The sequence below is a fragment of the Streptomyces sp. NPDC007905 genome (assembly GCF_042959345.1).
Classification (GTDB): Bacteria; Actinomycetota; Actinomycetes; order Streptomycetales; family Streptomycetaceae; genus Streptomyces.
Genome location: NZ_JBIBKS010000003.1, coordinates 420838 through 433092, shown reverse-complemented (window position 1 = coordinate 433092; position 12255 = coordinate 420838). Strand labels below are relative to the sequence as shown.

Genomic DNA, 12255 nt, shown 5'->3' with positions numbered 1-12255 from the left:
TCCCCGGGGAACGCCCGTTTCTTTTCGATAAGGCGTCAATTGCGATGCGGTGAGCGATCACCCTTTCGTGTGCTTTTCACCAAAGACCTCAAGGGAGTTGGAGGCGACGCCGACAAAGGATCCGTGAGTACCCTTGCGCACACCATGATGACCGCCGCCCGCTCCGCAGACTCAGGTCTGGTCGGCCCGGGCGAACTCGACCGCTACCCCTACGCCGACGCCCCGGCGACCGACCGCCTCGGAGCGCCCGTCTGGGACGGGGCGGAGCCCGAGCTGGGCCGCGTGGGCCGGCGTGCCGCGGGCAGCCGCGGGCGCGGCCTGCACGGCCAACTCGTACAACAGCTGGGTCAGATGATCGTCTCCGGCGACCTGGGGGCCGACCGCCCGCTGGTGCCCGAGGAGATCGGCCAGCGCTTCGAGGTCTCCCGTACCGTCGTCCGTGAGTCCCTCCGCGTCCTGGAGGCCAAGGGCCTCGTCAGCGCCCGCCCGAACGTCGGCACGCGCGTGCGTCCCGTCAGCGACTGGAACCTCCTGGATCCGGACATCATCGAATGGCGGGCCTTCGGGCCGCAGCGCGACGACCAGCGCCGCGAGCTCAGCGAGCTGCGCTGGACGATCGAGCCGCTCGCCGCCCGCCTCGCCGCCGGGCACGGACGCGAGGAGGTGCAGCAGCGTCTGTCCGACATGGTCGAGATCATGAGTCACGCCATGGCGCAGGGCGACGCGCTGACCTTCTCGCGCGCCGACACCGAGCTCCACACGATGCTGATCCAGATCGCGGGCAACCGCATGCTGGAGCACCTCTCCGGGATCGTCTCGGCAGCCCTCCAGGTCTCCGGCGGGCCGGTAACGGCCTGTGACCGGCCGAACGAGGCCTCCATCGCGCTGCACGCGCGGATCGTGGACGCGCTCGGCACCGGTGACGGCACTGCGGCGGAGGCGGCCATGCGTCAGCTTCTCACCACCCATCCCGAGGTGGAGCGCGTGGTTCCTGCACCGCGCGAGCACTGACCCGTACCTAAGGCGGTGCGGTCGCCAGTGTGCCGCGTTCTCGTGGTTCTCGTGGCGGCGCCGGCCCCGGGAACCGGCCGTCGCCGGGCCCCGTCGGATCCTTGGGAGTCCGGCGGGGCCCGGCGGCGCGGCGGGGCGTCATGGTCGGCGAAGCAGCCGCGGTCGAGCCATCAGTGATCTCTTATGCCCATGTCTGACCGCTTTCGACCGCTTATGGGGTGTGACTCGGGCCACGCAGATTGGGCGTAACGCTCGTGGGAGCAGCGCGATGACCTAAGAGGTGACAGCCGCGGAGGGAATACGGACGCCATAACAGGCGCTGTGCATCTTCCCGGCCCCCGCCCGCTCCGTCGGCCCGTCTCCAGGCCGGTGGTCGGCTCCTGTCCGCTGTGGACGGGGCCGGAAGTCGTTTTCCAACGTTCCGAGAGGTTGTTCGTGTCGGCCAGCACATCCCGTACGCTCCCGCCGGAGATCGCCGAGTCCGTCTCTGTCATGGCGCTCATTGAGCGGGGAAAGGCTGAGGGGCAGATCGCCGGCGACGATGTGCGTCGGGCCTTCGAAGCTGACCAGATTCCGGCCACTCAGTGGAAGAACGTACTGCGCAGCCTCAACCAGATCCTTGAGGAAGAGGGTGTGACGCTGATGGTCAGTGCAGCAGAGCCCAAGCGCACCCGAAAGAGCGTCGCAGCGAAGAGCCCGGCGAAGCGCACCGCCACCAAGACGGTCGCGGCGAAGACGGTGACCACCAGGAAGGCCACCGCCACCACGGATGCTCCGGTCGTGCCCGCCGCCCCGGCCACCGACGATCCCGCCGAGGAACCCACGCCCGCCAAGAAGGCGGCAGCCAAGAAGACGACCGCCAAGAAGGCGGCCGCGAAGAAGACCGTCGCCAAGAAGGCGGCCGCCAAGAAGACCACGGCCAAGAAGGACGACGCCGAGATCCCCGAGGAAGAGGTCCTCGAGGAGACCAAGGTCGCCGACGAGCCCGAGGTTGCCGAGAGCGCGGGGTTCGTCCTGTCCGACGAGGACGAGGACGACGCTCCGGCCCAGCAGGTCGCCGCAGCCGGTGCCACCGCCGACCCGGTCAAGGACTACCTCAAGCAGATCGGCAAGGTCCCTCTGCTCAACGCCGAGCAGGAGGTCGAGCTCGCCAAGCGCATCGAGGCCGGTCTGTTCGCCGAGGACAAGCTGGCGAACTCCGACAAGCTCGCCCCGAAGCTGAAGCGTGAGCTGGAGATCATCGCCGAGGACGGCCGGCGCGCCAAGAACCACCTCCTGGAGGCCAACCTCCGTCTGGTGGTCTCCCTGGCCAAGCGCTACACAGGCCGCGGCATGCTCTTCCTGGACCTCATCCAGGAGGGCAACCTCGGTCTGATCCGCGCGGTCGAGAAGTTCGACTACACCAAGGGCTACAAGTTCTCCACGTACGCGACCTGGTGGATCCGTCAGGCGATCACCCGCGCCATGGCCGACCAGGCCCGCACCATCCGTATCCCGGTGCACATGGTCGAGGTCATCAACAAGCTCGCGCGCGTGCAGCGCCAGATGCTCCAGGACCTGGGCCGCGAGCCCACCCCGGAGGAGCTGGCCAAGGAACTCGACATGACCCCGGAGAAGGTCATCGAGGTCCAGAAGTACGGCCGCGAACCCATCTCGCTGCACACCCCGCTGGGTGAGGACGGCGACAGCGAGTTCGGTGACCTCATCGAGGACTCCGAGGCCGTCGTCCCCGCCGACGCCGTCAGCTTCACGCTTCTGCAGGAGCAGCTGCACTCCGTTCTGGACACCCTGTCCGAGCGCGAGGCCGGCGTCGTCTCCATGCGGTTCGGTCTCACCGACGGTCAGCCGAAGACCCTCGACGAGATCGGCAAGGTCTACGGCGTGACGCGTGAGCGCATCCGCCAGATCGAGTCCAAGACCATGTCGAAGCTGCGCCACCCGTCGCGTTCGCAGGTGCTGCGCGACTACCTCGACTAGGTCCCGGTCCAGAACGACGAAGGCCCGGTTCCCCTCGCGGGAGCCGGGCCTTCGTGCTGCGCGCAGCCGCGCCGTGGATGACTCTGGGTGTCCCAGTACCACCTCGGAGTGAGGAGCATGCATGCGCCGTACCGTTGGCCGGGCACTGATCCGGCCGCTCGCCCTGGCGGCCACGATGACCGCCATACCCCTGGTCGGAGCGGCCCCGGTGGCCGCCGACAGCGTGGTCGTCGGAGGTTTTCCGATCGACGTCTCCCAGGCCCCGTGGACCGTGGCCCTGTCCAGCCGTGACCGGTTCGGCGGTACGCGAGCGGGGCAGTTCTGCGGCGGCGTGGCGGTCACCCGGACCACCGTGCTCACCGCGGCCCACTGTCTGGGCGAGGAGGTCCTGGGGGCGCCTCCGAACCGTGTGAGCGACCTCAAGGTCATAGCGGGTCGTACCGACCTGCTCTCCAGCGCGGGTGAGGAGATCGCCGTACGGGACGCCCGCGTCAATCCGCGGTACGACGCCGCGGCCAACTCCGGCGACTTCGGCGTGCTCACGCTCGCCAAGCCGCTGCCGCAGAGTGCCGTCGTGGCCATGGCACCGGCGGATGACCCGGCGTACACGGCAGGTACCCCGGCCCTGGTCGCAGGGTGGGGCGACACGACCGGCGGTGGTGCCTACGCGCACCAGCTCCACGCCGCACATGTACGCGTGCTGGCCGACGATCTCTGTGCCCGCGCCTATCCGGGCGGCCCGGAGGGCGCCTACCGGGCCGACTCCATGCTCTGCGCCGGAGAGGTCACGGGCGGACCGGACGCCTGCCAGGGCGACAGCGGAGGCCCTCTGGTGGCCTCAGGCCGGCTGATCGGACTCGTGTCCTGGGGCAGCGGCTGTGGGCGGCCGGGCAGCCCCGGCGTCTACACGCGCGTGTCCGACGTCCTGCGCACCCTGGGAGCGGCTCCAGCGGGCCCGCAGAGGCCTTCCGGAGGCCCCTGAGGCTGCCTGGGGGCATGAGCACGGGCGGCCGCTCCTCTTTCGGGAGCGGCCGCCCGTTCACCGGCCTGTGCCGGGGCTGGCTCGTCGGGTGTGCGAGATTCAGCGCTCTTCTTCCGCAGTGGTGCCGGGAACGGACGTAAGCCGCTCCGTCTCGTCCTGTATTTCAGCGGCGATCTTCTTGAGTTCCGGCTCGAACTTGCGACCGTGGTGGGCGCAGAAGAGCAGTTCTCCGCCGCTGAGCAGGACGACGCGCAGGTATGCCTGGGCGCCACAGCGGTCGCAGCGATCGGCGGCCGTCAACGGGCTCGCGGGGGTCAGAACAGTAGTCACGTCGCCTCTTCTCTAGCTCGACGAGCTGTCGTACCAGGGTCAACATCCAACCAGCCCGAAAACGTTCCCGCTCGTGGCTTTTCCTCGAAAAAATCTTTCGGGGCGGCTGTCTGCTGCCGGTTGGCGGCGAATGTGCCGTATTGCGTGTCTGGTGTGCTTACGGGTTCGCGCGGTCTTCGATGTCAGATCCTCCCGGCTGGGTTGCCGGTTGTTCATGAGGACGTGCCCGGAGCCTAAATGGTTCATGCCCCCAAGGGAACGTGATATGTACTTCACTCCATCGAGGGATCGAACAGGCATACGAGTCTGGACTAGGCTGAGTTTCCGACGAGGGTGGCGTTACACCGGCTCTACCAGGCCTCGGTACCCTCTGAGCGGCGACCGAAGCCGCCCCCTTACCCACAAGGGGGTCACCTGAAATTCAGCGAGGAGCGAACCGCGTGACCGCCGATACGTCCGTGCCGTCCACAGCGCTGCTGGCAGGAGCAGACCGGGACGGTTCCAACTACACCGCGCGGCACCTGCTCGTCCTCGAGGGCCTCGAGGCCGTGCGCAAGCGCCCGGGCATGTACATCGGCTCGACCGACAGCCGCGGTCTGATGCACTGCCTGTGGGAGATCATCGACAACTCCGTGGACGAGGCCCTCGGCGGCTACGGCGACCACATCGACGTGATCCTCCACGACGACGGCTCCGTGGAGGTGCGGGACAACGGCCGCGGCATCCCCGTGGACGTCGAGCCCAAGACGGGCCTGTCCGGTGTCGAGGTCGTCATGACCAAGCTCCACGCCGGCGGCAAGTTCGGAGGCGGCTCCTACGCCGCCTCCGGCGGTCTGCACGGCGTCGGCGCGTCCGTGGTGAACGCGCTCTCGGCCCGCCTCGACGTCGAGGTGGACCGTGGCGGCCACACACACGCCATCAGCTTCCGGCGCGGTGTGCCGGGTGCCTTCCGGGGGGACGGTCCGGACGCGAAGTTCGAGGCCAAGAGCGGTCTGGCCAAGGCCAAGAAGATCCCCAGGACCCGTACCGGCACGCGTGTGCGGTACTGGGCCGACCGGCAGATCTTCCTGAAGGACGCCAAGCTCTCCCTGGAGACGCTGCACCAGCGGGCCCGGCAGACTGCCTTCCTGGTGCCGGGCCTGACCATCGTCGTCCGTGACGAGCTCGGACTCGGCGAGGGCGGCAGCAAGGGCGAGGAGTCCTTCCGCTTCGACGGCGGCATCAGCGAGTTCTGCGAGTACCTGGCGAACGACAAGCCGGTCTGCGACGTCCTCCGCTTCTCGGGTCACGGCACCTTCAAGGAGACCGTCCCGGTCCTGGACGACCACGGCCAGATGACCCCCACCGAGGTCACGCGTGAGTTGGGCGTGGATGTGGCGCTGCGCTGGGGCACCGGCTACGACACCACCCTGCGCTCCTTCGTCAACATCATCGCCACGCCCAAGGGCGGCACCCATGTGGCCGGTTTCGAGCAGGCCATCACCAAGACGATGAACGAGATGCTGCGCGCCAAGAAGCTGCTGCGCGTCGCGGAGGACGACGTCGTCAAGGACGACGCCCTGGAGGGCATGACCGCGGTCGTCACCGTGCGGCTGGCCGAGCCGCAGTTCGAGGGGCAGACCAAGGAGGTGCTCGGCACGTCGGCGGCCCGCCGCATCGTGTTCAACGTGATCTCCAAGGAGCTCAAGGCCTTCCTGACCAGCACCAAGCGGGACGCCGCCGCCCAGGCCCGGGTCGTCATGGAGAAGGTGGTCGCCGCCGCCCGTACCCGTGTCGCGGCCCGCCAGCACAAGGACGCCCAGCGGCGCAAGACCGCTCTGGAGTCCTCGTCCCTGCCGGCCAAGCTCGCCGACTGCCGTAGCGACGACGTCGACCGCAGCGAGCTGTTCATCGTCGAGGGCGACTCCGCGCTCGGTACGGCGAAGCTGGCCCGGAACTCCGAGTTCCAGGCGCTGCTGCCGATCCGCGGCAAGATCCTCAACGTGCAGCGGTCGTCGGTGACCGACATGCTCAAGAACGCCGAGTGCGGCTCGATCATCCAGGTCATAGGAGCGGGCTCGGGCCGTACCTTCGACATCGACGCGGCCCGCTACGGCAAGATCATCATGATGACCGACGCCGATGTGGACGGTTCCCACATCCGGTGTCTGCTGCTGACGCTGTTCCAGCGCTACATGCGGCCCATGGTCGAGGCGGGACGGGTCTTCGCCGCGGTGCCGCCGCTGCACCGCATCGAGCTCGTCCAGCCGAAGAAGGGCCAGGACAAGTACGTCTACACGTACTCCGACCGCGACCTGCGCGACAAGCTCATGGAGTTCCAGAGCAAGGGCATCCGGTACAAGGACTCCATCCAGCGCTACAAGGGTCTGGGTGAGATGGACGCCGACCAGCTGGCCGAGACCACGATGGACCCGCGCCACCGCACCCTGCGCCGGATCAACCTCTCCGATCTGGAGGCCGCCGAACAGGTCTTCGACCTGCTGATGGGCAACGATGTGGCGCCGCGCAAGGAGTTCATCTCCAGCTCGGCGGCGACCCTGGACCGGTCACGCATCGACGCGTAGCCGCTGCGTGGTGCCCCGCGCAGGACTTCGTATGACCGGTCCGCTCCCTGGGAGCGGACCGGTCGGCCGGCGTTCTGGTCGGTGGGGTGGGGATCGACAGCTGCCCGGCCGGGACGTGCCGGGGACAGCGGCCCGTGGTACGGCGTTGAGCAGGGCGCTTTCGCCTCGCGGCCCGGTTGTGGGGCCAGGTCGATCGGGCCGGAAGGGGTCGGGCGCCGAAGCTGGGGAGCCCGAGCGCGTACGGTGCCGGGCGCGGGATGCGCTGAGTCGCCGGGAGGCGAACGGACAGAGGCGAACGGACAGGGCGTACTCCCGACGAGCCGCAGCCTGCATGGGTGGTACCGGCCGCCGCCCCTTGCACCGCCCCGGGCCCGTGGCCGCTCCGATCCGCTCGACGAAGGCCGTCTCGCCGTGCCGCTTCAGGGAGTGACTCATTGGCCTCCCGACTCATCGGCCTCGGCCCCGGCTCGCCGTGCCGACCTGGCGTCCACCGGTCCCGGCCCCCCTCGCCGTACCCTCCCCCCTCTCCATGCCCTCGTCCAGGCCGTCGCCCGACTTCTGAGTCCCGGCAGGAGTTCCGGTCGGCATGGCAACCGAGCACCGGCGGTCAGGCGGCCCGCACGTCTCACCGCAGGTTTCTCCACCCACGGGTGGAGGCGGCCAGGGCGTGGGGTTCCACCCGCGATCCACCCCCGCTCCGATCTCCTGACCTGCGAATTTCCGTAAGTTCGAAGGCGTCGGCAGCGCTCGCTTCCGACACCACCCTTCCGCTCACGGAGGCTGCGATGTCCGGGCTCGTCAACGCGTTGGTGATCGTGGCGGTCGTCGCCGTAGTGATCGTGCGCCAGTTCCGTGCCCGCGCACTCGACACCGACCGGCGCTGGTGGCTGCTGCCCGTCATCCTCATGGTCGTGGCACTGCGCGAGCCCGGCATACTCGACGCCCACCACCGCACGGAGTCCGTCGTGCTGCTCGCCGTGGAGGTGCTCATCGGCCTGGCCACGGGTGCCGGCTGGGCCTGGACCACCCGGGTCTGGACGGCCCCGGACGGTGTCGTGTGGACGAAGAGCACCAAGGCCAGCGTCGCGGTGTGGCTCGTCGGCATAGCCCTGCGGGCCGGCGTCTTCGCCCTCGGCGTGGTGTCCGGCGTGCACCAGGACAGCTCGGCCCTGATGGTCGGCCTCGCCGGCACCCTGCTGGTCCGTGGCGGAATCCTGACCTGGCGGGCCCAATCCCTCGGTTCCGGGAGCCGCACGGCTCCGGCGTACGGTGACGACATGCGTTCGGCGTGGAAGGAGCGCGTGTGACGGAGAACGCCTGGACGCGCTGGCCGTCGCGGGAGGCGCTCGGCCGTGCGGGAACCCCTCGGCCCCGGCGCCTCCTCGCCTGGGCCATCAGGCTCGTGGTGCTCGCCCTGCTCCTGTGGGGTGCGTTCAGCCAGAAGCACGTCGGCATCTGGGGAGCACTGGCGGCCGCGGCGGCGGTCCTGCTGGCCGCTCTCGTCTCCTGGGCGTTCTTCCGCACCACCTACGAGCACCGGCTCGTGTCTTCCCTGGCTCTCATGGGCGTACTTCTGGGCATCGCGGTCGCGGCCCAGGCCACGGGGTTCAGAGGACTGGCTCTGGTGATCTGGTGCGGCTGCGGGATCTCCGCCCTGGAACGGCTGCCTCTCGGGGCCGCCCTGCCCGTGACGTCGGTCGCGCTGGCCTCGTACTCCGCGTTCAACAACGACGTGTGGCTGACCACGGCCGCCACGGTGGCGGGCATGACCCTCGCCGGGTACGTGCTGCGGCTGGACGCGGAGGCCCGGGGCAGCGCGCAGCGGCTGCTCGCCCAGGAGCGGGCCGCAAGAGCCGCCGAGGCCGAGTCTGCGGCGCTGGCCGAGCGGGCCAGAATCGCCCGGGAGATCCACGACGTGCTGGCCCACAGCCTCTCGGCACAGTTGGTGCACCTCGAGGCGGCCCGGCTGCTGGTCGAGCGCGGCGCCGACCGGGAGCAGATCCTGGAGCGGGTGGTGGCCGCCCGCGGCATGGCCCGCGACGGCCTCGCCGAGACCCGGCAGGCACTGTCCGCGCTGCGGGGCGAGCTCACCCCGCTGGAGGACTTCCTGTCCGAACTCGTCAGCGCGGCCGACGGTGCCCAGGTCACCGTCTCGGGTGAGCGCAGGCCGCTACCGGCCGAGGCGTCCCAGGCCGTGCGCCGGGTGGCGCAGGAGGCGCTGACGAACGTGCGCAAGCACGCCAATGGCGCCAAGGTGCGCCTGCGGCTCGACTACGGCGAGCACCAAGTGACGCTGGACGTACGTGACTCGGGTGGCCGGCCGGGCGAACTGACGGGGGCCGGCGCCGGGTACGGTCTGCGGGGGATGCGGGAGCGCGCCGAACTGCTGGGCGGCTCGCTCGACGCGGGGCCGGGCGAGGAGGGGTTCGTGGTGACGCTGAAGGTGCCTGTATGACGGAGCCGGAGGAGGAGAAGAAGCCCGCGCGGGTGGTGGTCGCCGACGACCAGACCGTGGTCAGGGAAGGCATCGTGATGCTGCTCGGGCTGCTGCCCGGCGTTGAGGTCGTGGGTTCCGCGGGTGACGGCGAGGAGGCCGTACGGCTGGTCGGGGAACTCGCGCCGGACGTGGTCCTGATGGACCTGCGGATGCCCCGCTGCGACGGCGTGGAGGCCACGCGCCGGATCCGTGCGGAATACCCGGGGACCCAGGTCGTGGTGCTCACCACGTACGCGGACGACGAGTCGCTGTTCCCCGCGCTGCGCGCGGGAGCCCGGGGATATCTCACCAAGGACGCGGGCGGCGACGAGATCGTACGCGCCGTGGAGAGTGTCCTGTCGGGGGACGCGGGACTGTCGCCGAGCGTCCAGCGCCGGCTGCTGGAACGGCTGTCCCAGCCCGAGCTCGAGCCCGGACCGGCCGCGGCGGAGGCTCCCGACGGGCTGACGGCGCGGGAGACCGAGGTCCTGGTACTGATCGCCGAGGGGCTGAACAACCAGGAGATCGCCCGCAAGTTGCATGTCTCCACCGCGACCGTGAAGACGCACATCAACAACCTCTTCGCCAAGACGGGCCTCAAGGACCGGGCGCAGGCGGTGCGGTACGCCTACGGGAAGGGACTGGTGAGGCCACCCGCGAAGTGAGTCACCTTTTGGGGTGAAGAGCCGGGGGAAGAAGAGTCAGGGATCTTCCCGATCTGTCCATCCTTGGGCATGCAGTCAAGCAATGGTCGTGCCCCTGGGGCAGGGGACGGTTCCGGGAGTTCGGCCGAGAGCCAGGAAGAGCCCGGCGAGGCTTCCCGCGACGTGAGGTACGAGGACCCTTGGTACGACGCGCTGTCCTCCGGCTGGGGCGAGCTGGACGGCGCCGGCATGCCGGCACCGGCCGTTCCGGCTGCGCGCGGGGAGCGGGACGGAGCGGACGTGCGCGCTCGTGACGTGTACGTCGCGGTGCAGCGCAGCGAGGCCTTCCAGGAGGTGCGAGGCAGGTACCGGAGGTTCGTCGTACCAGGGGTCGCCGCTTTCCTCGTCTGGTACGTGGGGTACGTGGTCGCCGCGACGACCGCGCCCGGACTCATGGCCCGCCCCGTGGCGGGGGCGGTTAACGTGGCGATGCTGGCGGGACTCGGGCAGTTCCTCACCACGTTCCTGCTCACCTGGGCCTACGCCCGGCATGCGCGGCTGCGCCGGGACCGGGCCGCGCTCGAGCTGCGCTGGGACACCCAGGAACTGACGCGCGGAGCCCGGGGAGGCACCCTGTGACCGGTGGACAACAGACGCTGGCGCTGCTGCTGTTCAGCGGGTTCGTGGCCGTCACGCTGGGGATCACGACGTGGGTGAGTCGCAGGCGGCAGGGTTCGGCCGAGGAGTTCTACGCCGGCGGGCGGCTCTTCTCCCCGATGGAGAATGGTTTTGCCCTCGCCGGTGACTACATGTCCGCCGCCTCCTTCCTCGGGGTCACCGGGCTCATCGCCCTGTACGGCTACGACGGGATGCTGTATGTGGTGGGCTTCCTCGTTGCCTGGCTGGTCGTGCTGTTCCTGGTGGCGGAACTGGTGCGCAACTGCGGCCGGTTCACCCTGGCAGATGTGGTCGCCGCGCGGATGAGCGAGCGGCCGGCGCGGATCGCGGCGGGAACTTCCTCGGTCACGGTGTCCGTTCTGTATCTGGTCGCGCAAATGGTGGGCGCGGGCAGCCTGGTGGCGCTGTTGCTGGGGCGGACGAGCGGGGCCGCCCAGGCCTGGACGGTCATCGGGGTGGGCACCCTGATGGTGATCTATGTGTCGTTGGGGGGCATGAGGGCCACCACATGGATTCAGATCGTGAAGGCGGTCCTGCTGCTCGGCGGAACGGTGGCGCTGACCGCGCTGGTGCTGGTGCGGTTCCACGGCGACTTCGACAGGCTGCTGCTCACGGCCGCGGAGCGCAGCGGCCAGGCGAGCGCGTTCCTGGCGCCGGGACTGAAGTACGGAGGGAGTTGGACCGCCCGCCTCGACTTCATCAGCCTGGGGCTCGCGCTGGTGCTGGGCACGGCGGGGCTGCCGCACATCCTGTCCCGCTTCTACACCGTGCCGACCGCGCGGGCGGCTCGCCGCTCGGCGGTGTGGTCCATCGGGCTGATGGGTGGCTTCTACCTGATGACGATCGTTCTCGGCTTCGGGGCCGCCGCCGTGGTGGGACCGGATGCCGTGCGCCGCTCGAACGCGGCAGGGAACACGGCGGTACCGCTGCTCGCCTTCGAACTCGGCGGTGGCGCCGGTTCCACGGGCGGAACGGTTCTGTTCGCGGTCGTCGCCGCGGTCGCCTTTGCCACGATCCTCGCGGTGGTCGCCGGGATCACGCTCGCCTCCTCGGTGTCCGTGGCGCATGACCTCTACGCCTCGCTGCGGCGGCCGCATGCCAAGGTGCGCAGCGAGGTGGCGGTGGCGCGCGTCGCGGCGGCCGGTATCGGCGTCGCCGCGATCGCACTGGGCCTGCTGGCCCGCGACCTCAATGTCGCCTTCCTGGTCGGCCTCGCCTTCGCCGTGGCCGCGTCGGCGAACCTGCCGGTGCTGCTGTACTCGCTGTTCTGGCGCTCCTTCACGACGCGCGGCGCGGTGTGGGCCGTATACGGCGGTCTGGTTCCCGCGCTCGGTCTGGTGCTGCTGTCTCCGGTGGTGTCGGGCAGCCCGGACTCGCTCTTCCCGGACGTCGACTTCCAGTACTTCCCCCTGCAGAACCCGGGCATCGTCTCCATCCCGCTCGGCTTCCTCGCCGGCTGGCTCGGCACGGTCACCTCGGACGAGGTCGCGGACGAGGCCAAGTACGCCGAGACCGAAGTGCGGTCTCTGACCGGGGCGGGAGCCGTTTAGTCGGCACCGCCCGACGGCCGTGTCCTGGCCGTCGGACGCCCGG

Annotated in this window: 10 protein-coding genes; 9 read left to right on the top strand and 1 reads right to left on the bottom strand. The window is 69.8% G+C overall.

Features of this window, described 5'->3' with window-relative positions; genetic code table 11:
* The first annotated feature begins 123 nt into the window (after positions 1 to 123).
* The 3 genes from ACFZDC_RS08325 (at position 124) to ACFZDC_RS08315 (ending at position 3970) form a co-directional block, all read left to right on the top strand.
* Positions 124 to 1011 carry an FCD domain-containing protein gene (locus tag ACFZDC_RS08325; protein ID WP_391321412.1) on the top strand — a complete coding sequence of 296 codons (888 nt, stop codon included), beginning with the start codon at positions 124 to 126 and terminating at the stop codon, positions 1009 to 1011.
* A gap of 435 nt (positions 1012 to 1446) precedes the next feature.
* The gene (locus ACFZDC_RS08320) at positions 1447 to 2988 is read left to right on the top strand and encodes an RNA polymerase sigma factor (RefSeq protein WP_391321410.1); all 1542 of its coding nucleotides are present in this window, start codon (positions 1447 to 1449) and stop codon (positions 2986 to 2988) included.
* A gap of 121 nt (positions 2989 to 3109) precedes the next feature.
* Positions 3110 to 3970 (top strand): trypsin-like serine protease, encoded by an 861-nt coding sequence (locus ACFZDC_RS08315; protein WP_391321408.1) that lies wholly within the window; start codon positions 3110 to 3112, stop codon positions 3968 to 3970.
* A 99-nt stretch (positions 3971 to 4069) separates the two neighbouring features.
* Here the strand turns inward: ACFZDC_RS08315 and ACFZDC_RS08310 are convergent, their stop codons facing one another.
* Positions 4070 to 4300 (bottom strand): hypothetical protein, encoded by a 231-nt coding sequence (locus ACFZDC_RS08310; protein WP_391321406.1) that lies wholly within the window; start codon positions 4298 to 4300, stop codon positions 4070 to 4072.
* Between the two features lie 440 nt (positions 4301 to 4740).
* Here ACFZDC_RS08310 and ACFZDC_RS08305 point away from each other — a divergent pair, with 440 nt between their 5' ends.
* The 6 genes from ACFZDC_RS08305 to ACFZDC_RS08280 all read left to right on the top strand — a co-directional run bounded on the left by ACFZDC_RS08305 (position 4741) and on the right by ACFZDC_RS08280 (position 12212).
* Positions 4741 to 6864: a DNA gyrase subunit B gene (locus ACFZDC_RS08305; RefSeq protein WP_391321404.1), complete on the top strand. Its 2124-nt coding sequence runs from the start codon at positions 4741 to 4743 to the stop codon at positions 6862 to 6864.
* 785 nt (positions 6865 to 7649) lie between these two features.
* On the top strand, positions 7650 to 8171 hold the full coding sequence (locus tag ACFZDC_RS08300) for a DUF1453 domain-containing protein (protein ID WP_391321402.1): 522 nt from the start codon (positions 7650 to 7652) through the stop codon (positions 8169 to 8171).
* The gene (locus ACFZDC_RS08295) at positions 8168 to 9319 is read left to right on the top strand and encodes a histidine kinase (protein WP_391321400.1); all 1152 of its coding nucleotides are present in this window, start codon (positions 8168 to 8170) and stop codon (positions 9317 to 9319) included. Before ACFZDC_RS08300 ends, ACFZDC_RS08295 begins: the two co-directional genes overlap by 4 nt.
* Positions 9316 to 10005, top strand: coding sequence for a response regulator (locus tag ACFZDC_RS08290; RefSeq protein ID WP_391321398.1), 690 nt, complete (start codon positions 9316 to 9318; stop codon positions 10003 to 10005). Before ACFZDC_RS08295 ends, ACFZDC_RS08290 begins: the two co-directional genes overlap by 4 nt.
* 69 nt (positions 10006 to 10074) lie before the next feature.
* A complete protein-coding gene (locus ACFZDC_RS08285; RefSeq protein WP_391321396.1) occupies positions 10075 to 10623 on the top strand; it encodes a DUF485 domain-containing protein in 549 nt (182 codons plus the stop codon).
* Positions 10620 to 12212, top strand: coding sequence for a cation acetate symporter (locus ACFZDC_RS08280; protein ID WP_391321394.1), 1593 nt, complete (start codon positions 10620 to 10622; stop codon positions 12210 to 12212). The genes ACFZDC_RS08285 and ACFZDC_RS08280 overlap by 4 nt, the downstream gene beginning before the upstream one ends.
* The last annotated feature ends 43 nt before the right edge of the window (positions 12213 to 12255 follow it).